Origin of the sequence: Paracidovorax konjaci (assembly GCF_900112675.1) — a bacterium.
GTDB classification, from domain to species: Bacteria; Pseudomonadota; Gammaproteobacteria; order Burkholderiales; family Burkholderiaceae_C; genus Paracidovorax; species Paracidovorax konjaci.
This window is the reverse complement of record NZ_FOMQ01000006.1, coordinates 1-20874: the sequence shown is the minus strand read 5'-3', so window position 1 is coordinate 20874 and position 20874 is coordinate 1. Positions and strand designations below refer to the sequence as shown.

Below are 20874 nucleotides of genomic sequence, written 5' to 3'. Positions count from 1 at the left end.
GCCATCCCCCGACCCGCGAGCGCGTTCCACCATGGCATCCTACGCAGAGCCCTCCTCCGAAAAGCTCCCCGCCGCCCTGCGCGGCCTGCTGGCGCTGCACGACTTCGAGCCGGCCGCGCGCCGGCGGTTGCCGCGGCCCATCTTCGGCTACATCGCCGGCGCCGCCGAAGACAATGCATCGCTGCGCGACAACCGCGCGGTCTTCGACGAATACGCCTTTTCCACCCGCGTGCTGTGCGACGTGTCGCAGCGGTCGCAGGCGGTGGAGCTGTTCGGGCAGCGCTACAGCAGCCCGTTCGGCATCGCCCCCATGGGCATCGCGGCGCTGTCGGTCTACCGGGGCGACCTCGCGCTCGCCCGGGCGGCACGGCAGGCCGGCATCGTGTCGGTCATGAGCGGCACCTCGCTGGTCCCGATGGAGGAGGTGGCCCAGGAGTGCCCCGGCACCTGGTTCCAGGCGTACATCCCGGGCGACCAGGCGCGCATCGACGCACTGGTCGACCGGGTGTCCAGGGCCGGCTTCGGCACGCTGGTGGTCACCGTGGACATTCCCGTCTCCGCCAACCGGGAGAACAACATCCGGACCGGCTTCTCCACGCCGCTGCGTCCCGGCCTGCGCCTCGCGTGGGATGGCATGGCCCGGCCCCGCTGGGTGGCCGGCACTTTCCTGCGGACCCTGATGCGCCATGGCATGCCGCATTTCGAGAACTCGTTCGCCACGCGCGGCGCCCCCATCCTGTCGTCCAGCGTGCTGCGCGACTTTTCCGCGCGCGACCACCTCGGCTGGACGCACATCGAGGCGATCCGCCAGCGCTGGAAGGGGCGGCTCGTGATCAAGGGGCTGCTCAGCGTGGAGGATGCCCTGCGGGCGCAGGGCGCCGGCGCGGATGGCATCGTGCTGTCCAACCACGGCGGGCGCCAGCTCGACGGCGCAGCCTCGCCGATGCGCGTGCTCGAAGCCGTCGTGGCCGCGCTGGGGCCCGATTACCCAGTGCTCATCGACAGCGGCTTCCGCCGCGGATCCGACGTACTGAAGGCGCTGGCCCTGGGTGCACGCATGGTGCTGGTGGGACGCCCTTTCAACTATGCCGCCGCCGTGGCGGGCGAGGCCGGAGTCGCCCACGCCATCGGCCTGCTGCGCGATGAAATCGACCGCAATCTGGCCATGCTGGGAGCGACGTGCTGCGCGGATATCGGTCCCCGCCACATCGTCCGCCGCCGCCCCTGAGCGGCACGGGCGGCATCGCCCGCATGCGGATGGGATGGCGCTGGAGTGCCGGCGCAAGGACCGCCGTGCCGCCAGGGCCCAGGTTTCAGGACCGTTTGACCAGCTCCACCCGCCGGTTCTTCGCCTTGCCTTCTGGCGTCCCGTTGTCCGCCACGGGGTCCGCGGCGCCGAAGCCGGCAGATGACAGGCGGGACGCATCGATGCCCTGGCCCGCCAGGGCCGCGACCACGGCCTTGGCGCGGCCGTCCGACAGGGCCTGGTTGTGCGCCGGGTCCCCCGTGTCGTCGGTGTAGCCGTTGACGGCCAGCTTCAGCGACGCGTCCTGCCGCAGCAGTTGCACCACCTGCCCGAGCTGCGGCTGCGAATCGGGCAGGATGTCGGTCTTGTCGGTGGCGAAGTTGACCTGCAGCGCCACCTTGCCGGTCCTGTCGATCTGCGCCTTCAGTGCGCTGGCCGGCAGCAGCCCGGCGGTGACCTGAAGGGGCCGGGTCTCCACGATGAGCAGCCCGCCGCCGAACGCGTGGCTGCACAGATGGATCCAGAGATCGCGGTCGGCGCGGTGCACGACGAACACCTGCGCGGGGTTGTTCCAGAGGTCGCCCAGGCCGCTGTTGTACTTCGTGGCCACATCGCGCGGCCATTCCTTGATCTGCTGGGCGGCGGCTTCCGGAATCCGGCCATCGAAGATCTTGGCGCCGCCCAGCGAGGCCACCACCGCCTCGATGTTGCGCACCAGCTCCAGGTCCGAGAAGGTCTTGCCCTGCGCGGCGGCGATGTTCGCCGACCAGACCCGGCCTTCCACCGGCTGCAGGCGGTCTCCCGTCCAGAACGGCACCTGATCGAAATCGGCGACGTCGGGCGTGGTTCCCGCGGCATAGCCAACGGGCAGCGCGATGTAGGGGAAGGCGCCCAGCGGTGCGTTCGAGACCGGCAGGCCGGACACATCGAACGCCTTGCCGGAGGAAGCAGCCAGCGCTGGCGATGGGGCCGCGGCGCTGGTGGCAGCGGCCGGAGCGGCCGGCGCAGAGGACTCGGGCCGGGCCGGGGCGCCGCCGGTTTTCTGCGCCGCATCCTGCTTGCCGCAGGCCCCCAGGCCCAGGGCCAGAACCAGCGCCACCGCCGCTGCTTTGTGCACAGACAGACTCCCGTTGAAAAGAGCGCCGCAGTGTAGCGGCGGGCCTGCACGGTCCGCCACCCCTCCGCGGTGGGGGTGGCGGGTATGCTCGCGGCCATGGGTGAATTCGATCTGATCGCGCGCTACTTCCAGCGCCCCGTGCGCCGCGCCGCGCTCGGCGTGGGCGACGACTGCGCGCTGCTCGCGCCCGGCGCCGGCATGCACCTGGCCGTCTCCAGCGACATGCTGGTGGAGGGCCGCCACTTCTTCCCCGACGTGTACCCCGCGCACCTGGGCCACAAGGCGCTGGCGGTGAACCTGTCGGACCTCGCGGCCTGCGGGGCGCGGCCGCTGGCCTTCACGCTGGCGCTGGCACTGCCCCGCGCGGACGAAGCGTGGCTGCAGGGCTTCTCCGAAGGGCTGCTGGCGCTGGCGGACGAGCATGGCTGCGAGCTGGTGGGCGGCGACACGACGCAGGGGCCGCTCAACATCTGCATCACCGTTTTCGGCGAGGTGCCCGCGGGGCAGGCGCTGCTGCGCAGCGGCGCGCACGCGGGCGACGATCTCTGGGTGAGCGGGCATTTGGGCGATGCACGCCTGGCGCTCGATGCGCTGCAGGGCCAGGTGCCCGTGCAGTTGCCGCCGCCCGTGCTGGCACAGGCGCGCGAGCGGCTGGAGCGCCCCACGCCGCGCGTGGCGCTGGGGCAGGCGCTGCGCGGCCTGGCCAGCAGCGCCATCGACGTGAGCGATGGCCTCGTGGGCGACCTGGGGCACATCCTGCGGGCCTCGGGCGTGGGGGCGCGCATCGACACCACGCTGGCCCCGCAGCTCATGGCGGCCTGCTCGGGCCACGCGCCCGAGAACCTGCCCTACGGCTGGGAGAACCTGCTGCGCTGCGTGTTCGCGGGCGGCGACGACTACGAGCTGCTGTTCACGGCCCCGCCCGCACGGCGCGCGGCGGTGGAGGCCGCGGCCCGCCAGGCGGGCACGCGCGTGACGCGCATCGGCGCCATGGAGGCCGAGCCCGGCCTGCGGCTGCTGGACGCCGGGGGCCAGCCCCTGTCCGCGCAGTACCTCGCCTTCGACCACTTCCGTTGAAGCGCCGCCACGCGTGCCGGCGCACGTGCTCGGCTCCGGTGGGCGGCCTTGCCACCGCGTGAAACCGCAAGGGTGCAGCCCCCTTGCCTCTGGGTCGAACCCGGCGCCCGCACCCCAAGTTGTACGACATCAAATCACTCGCGCAAATCGATAGCCACAGGCTTCGCGATTTTTCTGACTTCTCGTCACAAATTGGTGCGTTTCTCTGCGGGTAAACACGCAAACCCTTGCCGAACCGCCTCGCAACAATGCCGCCTGTTGTACGACATCATCTAACTAAGTACAACCCACAAGCCAGCCCGCCGCACCTGCGGCCGAGGCCGGCACGGCGGCGCCGGAGGGCGCTGCCGGCATCCGAAGAACCAGGAGAGGAGACATTCCCATGAAGAGAAGAGACTTTGCGCTGGCCGCGCTCGCCCCCATGGCGCCCGCGTGGCTCACGGCCTGCGGCGGCGGGGACGGCGATTCCGGCAGTCCGCGCGGGCAGGCCGTCGGCGCCATGCGGCGCGCTGCGGTGTACATGGACGAGGTGGTGTCGTACCGGGGCGGCTACGTGTGGTCGTACTCGCCGGACCTGAAGCAGACCTTCGGCGAGATGGAGGCCTACCGCACCATGTGCTGGATCCAGCCGCCCGGCACGCCGTCGGTGGGCCACGTGTACCTGGACGCCTACCACGCCACGGGCGACGAGCGCCACTACCAGGCGGCCGAGCGCACGGCGCTCGCGATCGTCGCCGCGCAGCACGCCTCGGGCGGCTGGAACTACATCCACGACTTCGCGGGCGAGGCCTCGCTGCGCCAGTGGTACGACACCATCGGCCGCAACGGCTGGCGGCTGGAGGAGTTCCAGCACTACTACGGCAACGCCACGTTCGACGATGCCGGCACGGCCGTGGCCTCGCAGTTGCTGCTGCGCATGTATTTGGAGAAACGCGATGCGCGCTTCCTCGCGCCGCTGCAGAAGGCCATCGGCTTCGTGCTCGACGCGCAGTTCGGGCCCGAATGGGGCATCGCCGACGGCGGCTGGCCGCAGCGCTTTCCGCACTTTCCCGGCGCCGTCTCCAGCATGCCGCCCACGCACCCCGAGCAGGTGCCGGCCGGCGCGCACGCGGGCATGGAGGACGGCGACTACACGCTGCACGTCACGTTCAACGACGACGTGATGGGCGAGAACATCAAGTTCCTCACGATGTGCGTGATCGCGCTGGGAGAGACCCGGCTCGTGCCGCCGATCCAGCGCGCGATGGAGTGCATGCGCCGCATGCAGCAGCCCGGCCCGCAGGCCGGCTGGAGCCTGCAGCACCTCTCGCGCGCCCAGGGCGGCCGCGCCGCGGGGGCCCCGGCCGGTGCGCGCAGCTACGAGCCGCGCTCGCTGGCCACGCACACCACGCAGACCAACATCCGCCAGCTGTTCAACTACTTCCAGCTCACCGGCGACCGCAAGTACCTGGCGCGCGTCCCCGAGGCCATCGCCTGGCTGCGCAGTTGCCCGCTGCCGGCCGAGGCGATCGCCAACAACGCGCTGCTGGGCGGCGGGCGCACACACCCGACCTTCGTCGAGCTGGGCACGAACGATCCGCTCTACGTGCACCGCTACGGCTCCAACATCCACAACGGCGGCTACTACGCCGACAAGAACTACCGCGACACCGTGAGCCACTATTCGGCCGGCCGCGCCATCGACATCGCGGGCCTGGAATCGACCTGGGCCAAGCTGAACGCGATGACCGACCGCGAGGTGGCCGACATGGCCGCGCGCTCGCCGCTCGCCGGCGGCCCGCAGCGCGCGCTGCCGCGGTACTTCTCGATCCGCGAGGTGGACTTCCCCGACCTCTTCGCAGGCGCCGCGATGCCCACGCCCAGCGTGCCCGAGAAGGAGGCGCAGCAGCTCGTGGACGAACTGGGCGACAAGCGCTACTGGACCTCGCCGGTGCCCGAGATCGTCAACCCCTACCTGGGCGACGGCCCCGCCGCGGCCTACACGGGCACGGCCTACCGCAGCCGGCACGTGGGCGACGTGTACGACACCTCGCCCTACCCGGCCGACAACCCGCCCGACGCCGCGCCCTACGTGAAGAAGGACAAGCCGCAGTTCATCGTCACCTCGGAATGGATCCGCCGCATGGGCCGGCTCATCGCGTACGTGGCGCCGACGAACTGAGCCGGGCTCCGGTGCGGCCGCCACGCGCAGTCTTTGGATGCTATTAATTCAATAGCAAACTATTGAATGGAATCGGCGGCATGGAGCACTTTTGGCTCCAGGCCTCCTGCACGGTGCCGCGGGCACCGGCGCTGCTAGCATTGCCCTCCCTGTCCACCCCGAGAGAGAAGGAGCGGAGATGCCCCTTGCACGCCCACGCCCGCCGGCCGCGGCCCGCCCGACCCCGATGCCCCGGCCCGCCGGCGCCACCGCGCTGCGCCGCGCCCTGCCGGTGCTGGCGGCCTGCGCGGCCTTCGGCGCGGCCGCGCAGGAGCCGCCGCCCGTGGCCTCGCGCATCACCCAGGTGACGGTGGCGCCCGGCATCGCCACGGTGGAGCGCAGCGCCCGCATCGCAGCGGGCGCGCGCGGCGCCACCTTCGCCTGCCTGCCGGCCAGCCTGGACGCGGACAGCCTGCAGATCGGCGCCGATGCCGGCGTGCGCGTGGGCGAATTCAAGGTCACCACCGAGGACCGCGACGTGGCCGCCGGCTGCGCGAGCCCGCTGGACGACCGCATCCATGCGCTGGAAGACCAGATCGCGAACGTGCAGGGCGAGATCGCCGCGCTGCGCCGCGTGGACCGCTACCTGAACCACGTCGCCGGCGGCGGCAACGGTGGCGCCAGCCCCGCCGCGCGCGACGGCCAGGGCGCTGCTGCGGCAGGCGCTTCCGCCGCGCCGCCTCCCGTCCCGGCCGCGCAGATCCCGGCCACGGCCGAGGCGCTGCGCAAGACCTCGGCCGATACGCTCGTGCGCCTGCCGCCGCTGCAGCGGCGCCAGGAAGCGCTGGAGCGCGAGTTGAAGCCTCTGCGCGCCGAGCGCGACCGCGCCGCGGGCGGCCCGCGCTCGAAGGTGGTGTCGGTGGCCGTCCACCTCGCCGCCGACCGCGAGGCCGAATTGCGCCTCACCTACCAGGTGCGCGGGCCCGGCTGGCAGCCCGGCTACCGCGCGCGGCTCGACACCGCCACGGGCGCCGTGGTGCTGGAGCGGCTGGCCGTGGTGGCGCAGCGCAGCGGCGAGGACTGGAGCAACGTGCGGCTGGCGCTCACCACGCAGGCCCCCGCGCGGGCCACGCAGGGGCCGCGCCCCGGCCCGTGGACGCTCGACGTGGCCGCCCCGCCGGAGCCGCAGCGCCGGCTGGAGCGCCTGTCGGCGCCGATGCCGGCGCCCGCGCCCGCGGCCCTGGCCGCCCCGGCCGGCATGGCGGAGGAGCCGCTGCCCGACTTCGACGTGGCGTCCCTGGAAGGCAGCTACGCCACGCGCTTCGAGGTGCCGCAGCGCCTCACCGTGCCCGCGAGCGGCCAGCGCACCACGCTGCTGCTGGGCACGCACAACGCATCGGCGCGCCTCGTCACGCGCACCCTGCCCGCGCAGCAGGAGACCGCCTACCTCGTGGCCGAGATCGCACCGCCCGCCGGCCCCTGGCCCGCGGGGCCCGTGGGCCTGTACCGCGACGGCGCCTTCGTGGGCCAGGGCCGGCTGGACTTCGCGGCCGCCGCGGCCGCACCTGCGGCAGCCGGCGCCGGGGGCGTGCAGGAAGCCCGCACCGTGCCGCTGTGGTTCGGCCCCGACGACCTCGTGCGCGTGCAGGCCGAGGCGCCGCAGCAGACCACCGGCACCGCCGGCCTCACGGGCTCGCGGGTGGAGCAGCGCACCGTGCTCGCCTACCGCATCGACAACCGCCACACCACGCCGATCACGCTGCAGGTGATCGACGCCGCCCCGGTGTCGCGCAACACGAAGATCGAGGTCGAATCGCGCTACACGCCCGCGCCGCTCACCACCGCATGGGAAGGCCGCGCCGGCACCACCGCCTGGCAGCAGACGCTCGCGCCCGGCGCCGGTGCGCGCTTCACGGCCGAGCACACGGTGCGCCACGCCAAGGACATCGAACTGAACGAAACCAAGCCATGAACGCGCTGCCCCCACTGCCTTCCGCCCCGTCCGCCGCCGCAGGCACCGCCGCCCGCCCCGGCCGCCGGCCGCCCGCCGCCACCGCCGCCTTCCTGCGCGCCCACCCGGCGCACTGGATCGCGCTGGGCTTCGGCTCGGGCCTCTCGCCACGCGCGCCCGGCACCGTGGGCACGGCCTGGGCGTGGCTCGCCTACCTGCTGCTGCAGCAGTGGCTCGCGCCGGCGCAGATCGGCCTCCTGATCCTGGCCGGCACGCTCGTGGGCTGGTGGGCGTGCACCACCACGGCGCGCCACCTCGGCGTGGCCGACCCGGGCTGCATCGTGTGGGACGAGATCGTGGCCTTCTGGTGCGTGCTCTGGCTCGCCATGCCCATGGGCTTCTGGGGCCAGTGCGCGGCCTTCGCGCTGTTCCGCTTCTTCGACGCCGCCAAGCCCGGCCCGGTCGCCTGGGCCGACAGCCTCTTCAAGGGCTTCGGCTGGCGCGGCGGCTGGGGCATCCTCTTCGACGACTTCGTGGCCGCCTTCTGCACGCTGTTCACGATCGCGCTCTGGAGGGTGCTGTGGTGAGCGGGCCCGGCGACGCGGCCGGCGGCACAGCCCGCGATCCGCTATCGAAAGATGAGCAAACTATCGAACAGAACCGGCGGCATGAGGCCGATCTGGCCCACATCGCACGCACGCTCACCGCGCGCGGCTGGATGCTGGCCACCGCCGAGAGCTGCACGGGCGGCCTGATCGCGGGCGCCTGCACCGACCTGGCCGGGTCGAGCCAGTGGTTCGAGCGCGGCTTCGTCACCTATTCCAACGCCGCCAAGACCGAGCTGCTGGGCGTGCCCGCCGCGCTCATCGCCGCGCACGGCGCCGTGAGCGGGCCCGTGGCCCGCGCCATGGCCGAGGGCGCCGTGCGCCACGCGCACGCCCAGGTGTCCGTGGCCGTCACCGGCGTGGCCGGCCCCTCCGGCGGCAGCGCCGACAAGCCCGTGGGCACCGTGTGGTTCGGCTGGTGCGTGGACGGGGCGGCGCACACCGAGGTGGTGCGCTTCCCGGGCGACCGCGCGGCCGTGCGGGCGGCGACGGTGCGGCACGCGCTGGCGCGGCTGGCGGAGCGGCTGCGCTAGCGGCGGCGGGGGCCGCCCTCACAGCGGGGCGTAATCCCCCAGGCCGTCGGGCCACGCCGTCAGCACCTCGTACCCGTCGGGGGTGACGGCCACCATGTGCTCCCACTGCGCGGAGAGCGAGCGGTCCTTCGTCACCACGGTCCAGCCATCGGCCAGCTGCTTCGTCTCGCGCCGCCCGGCATTCAGCATGGGCTCGATGGTGAACACCATGCCGGGCTCCAGCCGGACGCCCTCGCCCGGGCGGCCGTAGTGCAGCACGTTGGGCTCGTCGTGGTAGACCTGCCCGATGCCATGCCCGCAGTATTCGCGCACCACGCTGAAGTGCGCGCGCTCGGCGACCGTTTGGATGGCGTGGCCGACGTCGCCCAGCGTCGCGCCGGGGCGCACCTGCCGGATGCCCGCGCGCAGGGCTGCGTAGGTGGTCTCCACGAGGCGCCGCGCGAGCGGGCCGGGCGTGCCGACGAAGTACATGCGGCTGGTGTCGCCAAACCAGCCGTCCTTCTGCACGGCCACGTCGATGTTGACGATGTCGCCCTGCTTCAGGATGCAGTCCGGCGCGGGGATGCCGTGGCAGACCACGTGGTTGACCGAGGTGAGGATGGTCTTCGGATACCCCAGGTAGCCCACGTTGGCCGGCACGGCGCCCTGCACGCCCACGATGTGCTCGCGGCAGAGGCGGTCGAGCGCCTCGGTGCTGGCGCCGGGCACGACGTGCGGCGCGACCATGGCGAGCACCTCGGCAGCCAGTTGCGCCGCCCGCCGCGCCATCGCCAGTTCATCCGCGGTCCGCAGCGGAATGCCGTTGCGCGCCATCACTGCGCTTCCGCCGCCGCAGGCTTGGCCGGCGCGCCGACCGCCGTGGCCACGTCCAGGCCCCCCGCCAGTTCCGAGCGGACCAGCAGTTGGCAGATGGCGCGGTGGTCGAGGTCCGGGTACAGCTCGGTCAGCATGCCCACGCGCATCCAGTGCTCGGCCTGCGCGTTGATCGACCGGCTGAGCGCATTGCCGGCCACGCGCAGGTTTTCATGCATGAGGTCGGAAATCTTGACGATGCCCATCTGCAATCTCCATATGAAACGTATATGCATTGTATTCATTTCATATGCATCACGGGTTTCCCATGCCTGGGCCTGGCCCCAGGCCGGGCTGATCCAGGTGCGCCGCGACGTGACCGCCGGCACCAAGACCCTGCAGACTTCATCCCGCAGTTCAACCTGGGCAAGGGCAAGGCCCGCATGGACGGCTTCCGTGAACCGCTGGCCGCGCCGGACAAGAGCGAAACCGGCCTGCTGGCCGAGCGCACGCTGGCCCTGGCGGGTGCCGCGGGCCAGGACGACTGGACCGGTTTCCGAAACCCCCGGGGCCCCGGCCCTCGGGGCCGGCAGCTGAAAAATTGCTCCTGAAATCAGAGCAAACTGTTCAATGGATCCGGCGGCATGGGGCCCAGGGATACCGCTCAGCGCGCTCCCACCCGCCCCACCAGCCCCTCGCTCGCCGCGTTCATGCCCACCACCTCCACCGGGCATCCGTGGTGCTGCAGCCGCACCACCACCTTCTCCAGCGCGGCGACGGCGGTCACGTCCCAGAAGTGGGCGCGCGAGACGTCGATGCGCACCGGCCGGCCCTCGGCCGAGAGGATGTCGAAGGCGTCGATGAAGGCATCGGCCGAGGCGAAGAACACCTGCCCCGCCACGTGCCAGGTGCGCAGGCCCGTGGCGGCGTCGTCCTCGGCGCGCACGTCGAGCAGGCGGGCCACCTTGAATGCGAAGAACACGCCGCTCAGCACCACGCCCACGGCCACGCCGGCCGCGAGGTTGTGCGTGCCCAGCGTGACGGCCACGGTCGCCAGCATGACGGCGCTGGAGGTGCGCGGGTGCCGCACCAGCGTGCGCAGCGAAGCCCAGTCGAAGGTGGAGGCCGACACCATCACCATGATGGCCACCAGCGCGATCACCGGCACGCGCGACACCCAGTCCTTGAGCGCCACCATGAGGATGAGCAGGAACACGCCCGCGAACAGCGTGGAGAGCCGCCCCCGGCCGCCGTACTTCACGTTGCCCACGGCCTGGCCGATCATTCCGCAGCCCGCGATGCCGCCGAACAGGCTGGCCGCGATGTTGGCCAGGCCCAGGCCCGCGCACTCGCGGTTCTTGTCGCTGGGCGTGTCGGTCATCTCGTCCACCACGGCGGCCGTGAGCACCGATTCGAGCAGGCCCACGAAGGCGATGGCGAGCGCCGGCAGCGCGATGGTGCGCAGCGTCTCCAGCGTGAACGGCACGCCGGGCAGCGCGAAGGCCGGCAGCGCATCGGGCAGCGTGCCGAGATCGGCCACGGTGGGCAGCAGCAGCCCCATGCCGGAGGCCAGCGCGGTGAGCGCCACCACGCACACCAGCGGCGACGGAATGGCCGTGAGCGCGCGCCAGCCCAGCCAGGCGCCCAGGCGCGGCAGGCCGTAGATGATGGCCAGCCCCAGCGCCAGCATCGCCCAGGTCATGGCACTGGCGCCGCGCAGGTGCGGCCACTGCGCCGAGAAGATCAGCACGGCCAGCGCGTTCACGAAGCCCGTGCGCACCGAGCTGGAGACGAAGCGCACCAGCACCCCCATGCGCAGCAGCCCGAACGCCAGCTGCACCGCGCCGGCCAGCAGCCCCGCCGCGAACAGGTAGCCGATGCCGTGCGACTGCACGAGCGGCGCGGCCACCAGCGCCACCGAGCCCGCGGCCGCCGACACCATGGCCGGGCGCCCGCCCGCGAAGGCGATCACGAGGCTGATGACGAACGAGGCGAACAGCCCCACCGACGGATCGACGCCCGCGACGAACGAGAACGCGATCACCTCGGGAATCAGCGCGAAGGTGGCGACCGCGCCCGCGAGCAACTCGCGCGGGATGCTGGGCGCCCATTCGGCGCGCAGGCGCGCCAGGAAGGAAGGATTCATGTGGACAGGCGATGCCGGGGCGCCTCAGGGATAAGCCGTCAGGCTCCGCAGCACTTCTTGTACTTCTTGCCGCTGCCGCAGCTGCACGGATCGTTGCGGCCGGGGGTGTCTTCGCGGCGCACGGATTCGATGCGCGGGCCCATGCTCTTCCAGAGCTGGCGCAGGTCGTAGACGGCCCAGATCGACTCGCCGAACACTTCCAGCCGGTCCTCGCTCACGCTGGGCGGGCCGTCCTCGGCATACATGTTGTGTTCGGGGCGGCCGGTGTCGTCCTCGGTCAGCGCGACGATGTGGTCCAGGCCGCCGTCGAGCCACTGCGCGGCTTCCTTGTCGCGCGGGGCGGCCCATTCCTCGGGCCAGTTCTCCACGGCGAACATGAAGCCCAGCGCCCAGACCTGGCCGAACGAGGGCACGTCCTGGTCGGCCATCTCGGCACGCTCTTCCTCGGGCAGGCAGGCGATCGCGCCGCGCATGTCCATCACCTCGGGCTGGAAGGCCCGGTCGTCCTCGAGCGATTCCACCATGGTGTCGAGCTGGCCCGCCACCTCGTTCCAGCGGCGCGTCCAGAGTTCGACGAAGCGGGCCTGCTGCGCATCGTCCCGGAAGGCCGGCAGGCGCGGCAGCGCGGCGCCCTCGGCGGACAGCTCCAGCGGGCCGCCATCGTCCAGCAGCATCGGCAGGTACTCGGCCGGCGGGATGGCGCGGCGCGTACACACGAGCGCCGTGAGGAAACCGTCGCAGAACTCCCACTGGGGGATTTCCTCGGCGCGCGAGCGCAGGTCGTCGAGCAGCGCGTCCAGCTCGTCGAGGTCGTCGTTGCTGAGCGCGGGTTCGATGCCGGCGGGAGCGGCCTCGTCGGCGGGCGGGGTGGGGTGCTGGGAATCGGTCATGGGGGCTAGCTCCTGGCGCGGCGGGCGCGGGCAGTGTCGGGAGAAAAGGAAAAGGGCGGGTCGGGGAGGTCCGTGCGGGAGCGGCGGATGCGGCGGGCCGGGGCCGTTCACCCCGGGACCGCGCGGCGCGCGCCGGCCGGCCGCCGGGGCCGCCCGGCAGGAAGGCACCCTCTATGATGCCGCCGCGGCGGGCCGGGCCCGCATCGCGCTCCGAGGCGGCGAGTGTAGCCGCGCGCCCCGTTTTCCTCCTTTTTTCCGCCCATGCCCGCCCTGCCGCCCCCACCCGTTCCCGCCTCCGCGCCCGCACCTGCCGCCGCCTCCACCGACTGGGCGGCCTTCCTGCGCGAATGGCTGCCCGCGCAGACCGCCAACGTGCAGCGCTACACGCTGGAGGGCACCCAGGTCTGGCTCAAGCGCGCGGCCCCCGCGCGCGGGCCCGCACGGCACCGCGCCATGGCGCTGCTCGCGCGGCTGCTGCGCCTGCCGGTGCTGCGGCCCGTGCCCACGCCGGGCGGGGCCGAGGGCATCGCCACCGAAGTGCGGCGCCTGCGTGCGCTGGCGGCGCTGGGCCTGCGCGTGCCCGAGGTGCTGGCCGCGCGCGCGGACGGCTTTCTCATGCGCGACCTGGGCCGCCCGGGCGAGGAAACCCATTCGCTGGGCAACGAGATCGACCATGCCGTGGCGCAGGGCCCCGAGGCCGTGCTCGCGCTCTGGCGCCAGGGCCTGGCGGCCATTGCCGAAGTGCATGCGCGCGGCAACTGCCTGAGCCAGGCCTTCGCGCGCAATTTGGTGCGCTGCCCCGACGGCGTGGTGGGCTACCTCGACTTCGAGGACGACCCCGCCGCCGCCCTGCCCCTGCCCGCCTGCCAGGCCCGCGACCTGCTCTGCTACGCGCACTCCACCGCGCTCTACCTGCGCGACGCGGGCGCCCTGCCCGCCGCCCGCACCGAAACCGCCGCCTGGCTCGCCACGCGCGACCCCGCCCTGCGCACCGTGGTGGAGGGCTCAGTGCACCGCCTCGCCTGGCTGCGCCGCCTCCCCCAGGACCGCCGCTGGGGCCGCGACCTGCAGCGCGTGCGCGCTGCCTACGACCTACTGGCGCCGTAGCCCACGCAACCCGAGATCAACCAGCAGACTTTGCCATCCACCGAGAGGCGCGGCGGCCTGCGCGCCCCCTCGGCCTCAACCCATCAGAAGGCCGCGGAGCAGGCCAAGCCAGCACACGCCGTGGATCGGGCTCCGCCCGTCCACCGGCGTGGCCCCCCTTCCCGCAGTGCGCAGCACTGCGAGAGAAGGGGCTGAGGGCCGCGGCTCCAAGCCTGCCAATGCAGGCTTGGACGTGCCCGAAGGGCTGCCGCCTCCGGCGGCAGCACCGAGCGGCACAGCCGCTCCGGGGGGTTGTCACTCCTCACTCGTCCAGTCCACCTGCGCCCCCAGGCTGCGCAGGTTCTCCACGAAGCGCGGGTGCGCGCGCCGGATCGGCGCCGCATGGCGGATCTCCGAGCGGCCCGGGATACTGGCCGCCACCATGAAGAGCGCGATCGCCACGCGGATGATGTAGGGGCTCTCGACCACCGCGGGCGCGAGCGCCTGCCCGCCGAAGGTCACGATGCGGTGCGGATCGGACGAGAACACGTGCGCGCCGAATTTCGACAGCTCGCCGGTCCAGCCGAGCGCACCGTCGTAGACCTTGTTCCAGAACATCGCGTTGCCCTCGGCGCGCACGCCCAGGGCGATGAAGATGGGCAGCAGGTCCACCGGAAAGTACGGCCAGGGCGCCGCCTCCACCTTGGTGAGCGTGTTGCCCGTGAAGGGCTGCTGCACCGCGAGCGGACCCGCGCGGCGCACGCGCGACCAGCCGTCCTCGTGCGCGATCTCGACGCCGAACTTCGCGAACGTGCGGTCGATGAGCGGGAAGTTCTCGGGCGCGCTGTTGCGCACCACCACGTCGCCGCCCGTGATCGCGCCCAGCGCGAGGAACGTGGTGATCTCGTGGAAGTCCTCGTCGAAGCGGAATTCGCCCCCGCCGAGCGGCATGCCGCCTTCCACCGTGAGCCGCGAGGTGCCGATGCCCTCGATGCGCACGCCCAGCAGGCGCATGAAGCGGCAGAACTCCTGCACGTGCGGTTCGGAGGCCGCATTGGTGAGCGTGGAGCGGCCCGGCGCGCTGGCAGCGCACAGCACGAAGTTCTCGGTGGTGGTGACCGAGGCATAGTCGAGCCAGTGGTCGGTGGGCGCCAGGGCGCCGTCGCGCCGCACGAGCAGCGAGCCCTCGGCGCGCTCCACGCCGGCACCGAAGCGGCGGAACACGTCCACGTGCGGATCGATCTCGCGCACGCCCAGCGTGCAGCCCTTCACGTTGTCCTCCAGCCGCGCCACGCCGAAGCGCGCAAGCAGGGGCGGCACCAGCATGATCGACGAGCGCATCTCCTCGGGCAGCCGGTGCGAAGCCGCGTCGAAGACCGTGCCCTCGTGGTGCAGCTCCAGCGTGCCGGTGGCGTGGTCCATCTGCACCGTGCTGCCGAGCGCGCGGAAGATGTCGAGGATCTTGCGCACGTCGGTGATGTCGGGCACGCCCAGCAGCCGCAGGGGCTCGCGCGTGAGCAGCGTGGCACACAGCACGGGCAGCACCGCGTTCTTGTTGGCCGAGGGGGTGATGCGGCCGCGCAGGGGCGTGCCGCCGTGGACGATGAGGTTGGACATGGGGAAAAAGGGCAGGGCAGCGCAGCGGAAGAAGGGGCGCGATGGTGCGCGAAAACGGGCAGAAAACGTGCGTGAAGTGCGCGTGATGCACGGGAAGGAACCCGGCGCGGGAGACCGCGTGGGCACGGGCCAGGCGGCACTTTAGCGCCTGGCGGGCCGGTCGGCACGGCATTCCGCACGCCGGTGCGCGAGGGGTGTCGGGGGCGTTTCCGTAGACGGGCGTAGCCCGCGTCCGACAGCCGAGCCGCAACGCCCCGCCTATCGTGCCCTCAGCGGGCCTTCACCGTGTGCCCGAGAACAACGACTACATGCCCTCCACTGCCACCGCCGACGCCTCCTCCGGCCCCGCGCCCCGCGCGGAATCTCCTTCCACCGCCGACGACGCGCCCCGACGCGCGCCGGCCCTCTCCAAGGCCGCATGGCGGCAGTTCATGCATGTGGCCAAGCCCTATTGGCAGGGAGACAAGAAGGTCGCCGCGTGGTCGCTCCTGGGGCTGCTCGTGCTGCTGATGCTGTGCGAGACGCAACTGGCGGTGATGCTGATCGACCGCACGGGCGAGATGACCTCCGCGCTCGCCGCCAAGGACAGCGACCGCTTCTGGGGCGCCGTGCGCACCTGCCTGATCGTGCTGGCCTTCGCCGTGCCGGTCTACGCGTTCTACTACTACATGCGCGACGCCTTCGCCAACCACTGGCGGCGCTGGCTCACGCACCGCTTCCTCGACGGCTACCTGAGCGGGCGCCGCTACTACGACCTGACGGCCCAGGGCGTGATCGACAACCCCGACCAGCGCATCAGCGAAGACATCAACACCTTCACGGGCCGCTCCACGCACTTCCTGCTGATCTTCGTGGGCGCGCTCATGCAACTGGTGGCGTTCAGCGCGGTGCTGTGGTCGATCTCGCGCGTGCTGGTGGGTTTCCTGGCCGTGTACGCGCTGGTGGGCACGGTGGTGGCGCTGTATGTGTTCGGCGCGCCGCTGATCCGGCTGAACTTCTGGCAGCTGCGGCGCGAGGCGGACTTCCGCTTCGGGCTCATGCGGCTGCGCGAGAACGCCGAGTCGATCGCGTTCTACCGCGGCGAGGCGCAGGAGCGCGCGCAGCTCGACCACCGCTTCCAGGCCGTGTTCAACAACTACGCCCGGCTCATCAAGCGGCAGCGCTCGCTCAACCTCTTCCAGCGCGCGTTCAGCCAGCTCACGGTGGTGATCCCCAGCATCATCCTGGCCGATGCCGTGCTCTCGGGCGACATGGAGGTGGGCCGCGCGATCCAGGCGGGCGGCGCCTTCGCGGCCGTGCTGGCGGCGGTCTCGCTGATCGTGGACAACTTCGAGAGCCTGAGCCGGTTCGTGGCCGGCATCGGCCGGCTGGACACGCTGGGACAGGCGCTCCTGGGCGAGACCGGGCGCGAGGAGCCGCAGGAACCCGAGGCCGCCTCCGCGGCCCGCAAGCTGCGCCGCCGCCAGCGCCTGGAGCGCCTGCGCGCCCGCGCACGCGGCCAGTCCCGGGTGGCCGAGGCGGGCACCGAAGCCCCGGCACAGGACGCCGGCGCGGCAGGCCCCGAACGAGAAGCCGCCGGCACCGATGCCTCCGACCCGCCGGACCCCGGCACCGAGATCGAAGCGCGCGAAGGCGACCGCTTCGCGATCGAGGGGCTGACGCTCTACACGCCGCAGTTCGCGCGCCTGCTGGTGCGCGACCTTTCGCTGGACCTGCAGCCCGGCGACGCGCTGCTGATCACCGGCCCGAGCGGCTGCGGCAAAAGCTCGCTGCTGCGCGCCATCGCCGGCCTGTGGCGCACGGGCGAGGGCGTGGTCCACCACCCCCCGCTGGCGGAACTGTTCTTCCTGCCGCAGCGGCCCTACATGCAGGCCGGCACGCTGCGCAGCCAGATGCTCTACCCCGAGCGCGAGACCTCGCTCACCGACGACGAACTGCTGCAATTGCTGAGCGACGTGCACCTGCCCGATCTGGCCGACCGCGTGGGCGGGCTCGATGCCACGCGCGACTGGGAGAAGCAGCTGTCGATCGGCGAGCAGCAACGCCTGGCCTTCGCACGGGTGCTGGTGCGCCAGCCCCGCATCGTGATCCTGGACGAAGCCACCAGCGCGCTCGACAGCGCCAACGAGGCCGCCCTGTACGAGCGCGTGCGCGCCAGCGGGGCCTCGATCATCAGCATCGCCCACCGCCCCGCCGTGCTGGCGCACCACACGCACGTGCTGCTGCTCACGGGCGACGGCGGCTGGTCCGTGCACGCAGCAGAAGATTTCGAGTTCGCCGAATGAGTTGACGGGTGCGCCGGGCCGCGGGGCCGGCGCGCGTCAGGCGGGTTCGGGCTGCGGCGCCGCGGCGCCCGATTCCAGCACCAGGGCCGTCGCCACGTGCGCGTCCAGGGCCAGCAGGCGTTTGCGCATGCAGATCACGGCCTTGTCCTTGGAAAGCAGGATCGCGCGGTGCGCGGCGGCGAGGTCGATGAATTTCTGGTCGTCGGCGTCCTTGCAGACATACGCCACGCGCGGCGCGGTCTCCACCAGGCGGGTCTGCGCGTCGAAGGCGGCCAGCACACGCGCCGCGTCCACGCGGTAGTAGTCCATGCGCGCGACGATGTGCGGATAGGCCAGCACGCGCTCCAGTTCGCCCCGCATCACCTGCGTGGCGATCCAGTCGAGGCGCCCCTGGGCCAGCAGCGTCCGCAAGGGGGCCGTGGCGGGGTCGGAGAAGATCATCAGGTCCAGCGCCACGTTGGTGTCCACCACCACGGGACGCGGCGGCTCGCCGGGCGGGGCCGCGGCGGGCAGGCGCAGCTCAACCTTCATGGCTGCCGGCACCGTGCGCGGGTGGCGTGCGCTGCGCGGCCGGCGCGCGCTCCCGGGCCGTGCCCTGCACCATGTCGAAACGGAACAGCCTGCATTCGATGGGGCCGTTCCACATCGGCACGCGGCGCGACTCCTTCAGGCGCATGCGGCCGGGCAGCTTGAGGTCGGGCGTGAGCATCCAGGCCTGCCAGCCGGCGAAGTTCTTCTTCCAGTGCGTGGCGAGGCGGGTGAAGAACTCGCCACCGTCCTCGGTCTGCGCGGTTTCGCGGCCGGCGGCGCGCAAGGGCTCCGGCGGCTCGCCGGACCGTGCGCTGGCACGCGCCTGGGCATTCTGGCCGGCGCTGCCGGCGGCGGCGATGCGCTCGCCGTAGGGCGGGTTGAGCAGCAGGATGCCCGGCATCTCGCTGGGCGGCATGCGCTGCAGCGCGTCGCCGCCGCGCCACTGCACGGCCCCGGCCACGCCGGCGCGCTCGGCATTGCGCTGCGCGAAATCCACCATGCGGTGCGACACGTCGGAGCCGAACAGGCCCACGGCCGCAGGCCGGATGCCGGCCCGCGCGTCGCCGATCAGCGCCGTCCAGACGTGCGGCTGGTAGGGCAGCAGCTTCTCGAACGCGAAGCGCCGCGTGAGGCCCGGGGGGATGCGGCACGCCATCTGCGCGGCCTCGATGGGAATGGTGCCGCTGCCGCAGCAGGGGTCGTAGAGCGGCAGCGGCGCGTCGCCCAGCGGGTCCCAGCCCGTGGCGGCGATCATGGCCGCGGCCAGCGTTTCCTTGAGCGGCGCGTCGCCCTTGTCCTCGCGCCAGCCGCGCTTGAAGAGCGGCTCGCCCGACGTGTCGATGTAGACCGTGGCGCGGTCGGTGGTGAGGTGCAGGTGGATGCGCACGTCCGGGTGCTGCGTGTCCACGTCGGGCCGCACGCCGCCGGCCTTGGCGCGGAAGCGGTCGGCCACGGCATCCTTCACGCGCAGCGCGGCGAAGTTCAGGCTGTTGAGCGGGCTGTGCTGGGCAGTGACGTCGATGCGGAAGCTCTGGCGCGGCGTGAACCAGATCTCCCAGGCCACTTCGCTGGCGATGGCGTACAGGTCGTTCTCGGAGCGGTACATGCGCTCGGCGAGCTGCACCAGCACGCGCTGGGCCAGCCGGCTGTGCAGGTTGAGCCGCAGCGCGTCGCGCCACGAAGAGCGCACCTGCACGCCGCCGCGCCCGGTGAGCAGGTCGTGTCCGGTCAGGCCCGTGATGCCGTGGACCTCGTCGGCCAGGAAGCCCTCCACGCCAGCGGCGCAGGGCAGAAAGAGTTGCAATGAGTTCATAAGGCAGGGGTGAGGATACGCGCAGCCCGTGGCCCGAATCCCCTTCGAACGTCTTTCCATATACCGGAACGGCTGTATCAATGTGTTGATAATCCTCAGCAATCGACGATAACCAAGCGATCGCGCCTTTTTTCGGTTTCCATGGAGTCCCCCGATGTTCAACAGCCTGCGAGCCCGCCTCATCGGCATCTGCATCGCCATCACCACCCTCTCGCTGGTCGCGCTGGCGCTCGCGACGTTCTTCGTCGTGCGCGGCAACACCGTGTCGGGACTGGACGAGCGCATCGGCCAGCTCACGCGCGTGCACGCGGGCGAGCTGGCGGAGTGGGTCAGGGAAAAGCAGCGGATCACGTCCTCCCTGAAGGCCGCGGTCGGGCAGGCTGAGCCTGTGCCCTTCCTGCTCGCCGCCAAGCAGGCGGGCGCCTTCGACGACACCTACTTCGTGTACGCCGACCGGCGCAACGTGTTCTCCCACCCGATGCCGGACAACTACGACGGCACGGCGCGCCCCTGGTACAAGCAGGCGGTGCAGACCGGCGGCCCCGCGCTCACACCCGCCTACGTGGACGCGAGCACCGGCAAACTCACCATCAGCTTCGTCGAACCCGTCGGGCCCGCAGGCCAGCCGACCGCGGTGGTGGGCACCGACATGCATCTGGACACCGTGACCCGCAAGGTCAACGCGATCCACCCCATGGAAAAGAGCTTCGCCTTCCTGCTGGACGGCCAGTCCAACATCCTGGCCCATTCCAAGCCGGAACTGGCCCTCAAGCCCGTCACGGCCATCGCCCCCGCGCTCGACGCCGCCCTGCTGGCGCGCCTGGCCGCCGACGGCGGACGTGCCGATGTCTCCATCGACGGCGCGGACCAGATGCTCTACGCGGCCAAGGTGGAGGGCACGCCCTGGACCCTGGCCATCGCCATCGACCGCGCCGAGGCCACCCGCCCCGTGCGCGACCTGCTGCAGGTCGCCGCCCTCATCACCATCCTCTGCGTGGCCGTGGCCGTCGGCCTCGTCACCGTCGCCGTCAGCCGCCAGCTGCGCCGCCTCGCCGTCGTGCGCGACGCCCTGGAGGACATCGCCTCCGGCGAAGGCGACCTCACCCGCCGCCTCGAAACCCACGGCAGCGACGAGCTCACCCAGATCGCCCGCGCCTTCAACCACTTCGTCGACAAGATCGCCGCCGTGCTCGTGCGCATCCGCGAATCCTCCGAATCCGTGCGCCTGGCCACCAGCGAGATCGCCAGCGGCAACCAGGACCTCTCCGGCCGCACCGAGCAGCAGGCCAGCTCGCTGGAGGAAACCGCCGCCGCCATGGAGCAGCTCACCGCCACCGTCCAGCAGAACGCCGAGAACGCCCGCCAGGCCAACCACCTCGCCGCCAACGCCTCGCAGATCGCCGCCCACGGCGGCAGCGTCGTCGGCCAGGTCGTGCAGACCATGGGCGGCATCGATGCCTCCTCGCGCAAGATCGTGGACATCATCGGCGTCATCGACTCCATCGCCTTCCAGACCAACATCCTCGCGCTCAACGCCGCCGTCGAG

The 20874-nt window shown here is 72.1% G+C and carries 18 protein-coding genes; 10 read left to right on the top strand and 8 right to left on the bottom strand.

Annotated features, from left to right (window positions below):
• The first annotated feature begins 31 nt into the window (after positions 1–31).
• Entirely contained in the window at positions 32–1228 is a 1197-nt protein-coding gene (locus BM144_RS10435) for an alpha-hydroxy acid oxidase (RefSeq protein ID WP_092951911.1), read from the top strand.
• An 85-nt stretch (positions 1229–1313) separates the two neighbouring features.
• On the opposite strand, the gene BM144_RS10430 is transcribed toward BM144_RS10435, so the two are convergent.
• Entirely contained in the window at positions 1314–2363 is a 1050-nt protein-coding gene (locus BM144_RS10430; RefSeq protein ID WP_245783620.1) for an OmpA family protein, read from the bottom strand.
• Positions 2364–2459: 96 nt separating this feature from the next.
• On the opposite strand from BM144_RS10430, the gene thiL reads away from it, so the two are divergent.
• The 5 genes from thiL to BM144_RS10405 all read left to right on the top strand — a co-directional run bounded on the left by thiL (position 2460) and on the right by BM144_RS10405 (position 8669).
• The gene (thiL, locus tag BM144_RS10425; protein ID WP_092952494.1) at positions 2460–3440 is read left to right on the top strand and encodes a thiamine-phosphate kinase; all 981 of its coding nucleotides are present in this window, start codon (positions 2460–2462) and stop codon (positions 3438–3440) included.
• Positions 3441–3822: 382 nt separating this feature from the next.
• Positions 3823–5601, top strand: a complete 1779-nt coding sequence (locus BM144_RS10420; protein ID WP_092951907.1) for a pectate lyase — start codon at positions 3823–3825, stop codon at positions 5599–5601.
• Positions 5602–5827: 226 nt separating this feature from the next.
• On the top strand, positions 5828–7552 hold the full coding sequence (locus BM144_RS10415) for a DUF4139 domain-containing protein (RefSeq protein ID WP_245783619.1): 1725 nt from the start codon (positions 5828–5830) through the stop codon (positions 7550–7552).
• Positions 7549–8118: a phosphatidylglycerophosphatase A family protein gene (locus BM144_RS10410; RefSeq protein ID WP_092951903.1), complete on the top strand. Its 570-nt coding sequence runs from the start codon at positions 7549–7551 to the stop codon at positions 8116–8118. The genes BM144_RS10415 and BM144_RS10410 overlap by 4 nt, the downstream gene beginning before the upstream one ends.
• 62 nt (positions 8119–8180) lie before the next feature.
• Positions 8181–8669, top strand: coding sequence for a CinA family protein (locus BM144_RS10405; protein ID WP_434802660.1), 489 nt, complete (start codon positions 8181–8183; stop codon positions 8667–8669).
• Positions 8670–8687: 18 nt separating this feature from the next.
• On the opposite strand, the gene map is transcribed toward BM144_RS10405, so the two are convergent.
• Both map and BM144_RS10395 read right to left on the bottom strand, forming a co-directional pair.
• On the bottom strand, positions 8688–9482 hold the full coding sequence (gene map, locus BM144_RS10400; protein ID WP_092951901.1) for a type I methionyl aminopeptidase: 795 nt from the start codon (positions 9480–9482) through the stop codon (positions 8688–8690).
• Positions 9482–9727 carry a ParD-like family protein gene (locus BM144_RS10395; protein WP_092951899.1) on the bottom strand — a complete coding sequence of 82 codons (246 nt, stop codon included), beginning with the start codon at positions 9725–9727 and terminating at the stop codon, positions 9482–9484. The genes map and BM144_RS10395 overlap by 1 nt, the downstream gene beginning before the upstream one ends.
• 177 nt (positions 9728–9904) lie before the next feature.
• On the opposite strand from BM144_RS10395, the gene BM144_RS23110 reads away from it, so the two are divergent.
• Positions 9905–10072: a hypothetical protein gene (locus BM144_RS23110; RefSeq protein ID WP_175525992.1), complete on the top strand. Its 168-nt coding sequence runs from the start codon at positions 9905–9907 to the stop codon at positions 10070–10072.
• 53 nt (positions 10073–10125) lie between these two features.
• Here BM144_RS23110 and BM144_RS10390 read toward each other — a convergent pair whose 3' ends face one another.
• Both BM144_RS10390 and BM144_RS10385 read right to left on the bottom strand, forming a co-directional pair.
• On the bottom strand, positions 10126–11607 hold the full coding sequence (locus BM144_RS10390) for a SulP family inorganic anion transporter (protein ID WP_092951897.1): 1482 nt from the start codon (positions 11605–11607) through the stop codon (positions 10126–10128).
• Between the two features lie 38 nt (positions 11608–11645).
• A complete protein-coding gene (locus tag BM144_RS10385; RefSeq protein WP_092951895.1) occupies positions 11646–12497 on the bottom strand; it encodes a YecA/YgfB family protein in 852 nt (283 codons plus the stop codon).
• A 261-nt stretch (positions 12498–12758) separates the two neighbouring features.
• Here BM144_RS10385 and BM144_RS10380 point away from each other — a divergent pair, with 261 nt between their 5' ends.
• Entirely contained in the window at positions 12759–13604 is an 846-nt protein-coding gene (locus BM144_RS10380) for a BUD32 family EKC/KEOPS complex subunit (RefSeq protein ID WP_092951893.1), read from the top strand.
• Positions 13605–13898: 294 nt separating this feature from the next.
• Here the strand turns inward: BM144_RS10380 and BM144_RS10375 are convergent, their stop codons facing one another.
• Positions 13899–15200, bottom strand: a complete 1302-nt coding sequence (locus BM144_RS10375; RefSeq protein ID WP_092951891.1) for a UDP-N-acetylglucosamine 1-carboxyvinyltransferase — start codon at positions 15198–15200, stop codon at positions 13899–13901.
• A 308-nt stretch (positions 15201–15508) separates the two neighbouring features.
• On the opposite strand from BM144_RS10375, the gene BM144_RS10370 reads away from it, so the two are divergent.
• Positions 15509–17485: an ABC transporter ATP-binding protein/permease gene (locus BM144_RS10370; protein ID WP_092952491.1), complete on the top strand. Its 1977-nt coding sequence runs from the start codon at positions 15509–15511 to the stop codon at positions 17483–17485.
• Positions 17486–17521: 36 nt separating this feature from the next.
• On the opposite strand, the gene BM144_RS10365 is transcribed toward BM144_RS10370, so the two are convergent.
• The gene (locus tag BM144_RS10365; RefSeq protein ID WP_092951889.1) at positions 17522–18016 is read right to left on the bottom strand and encodes a putative toxin-antitoxin system toxin component, PIN family; all 495 of its coding nucleotides are present in this window, start codon (positions 18014–18016) and stop codon (positions 17522–17524) included.
• Positions 18006–19328: a THUMP domain-containing class I SAM-dependent RNA methyltransferase gene (locus BM144_RS10360; RefSeq protein WP_092951887.1), complete on the bottom strand. Its 1323-nt coding sequence runs from the start codon at positions 19326–19328 to the stop codon at positions 18006–18008. Before BM144_RS10360 ends, BM144_RS10365 begins: the two co-directional genes overlap by 11 nt.
• 154 nt (positions 19329–19482) lie before the next feature.
• Here BM144_RS10360 and BM144_RS10355 point away from each other — a divergent pair.
• On the top strand, positions 19483–20874 hold a 1392-nt coding region (locus BM144_RS10355), incomplete at its 3' end, for a methyl-accepting chemotaxis protein (protein ID WP_092951885.1).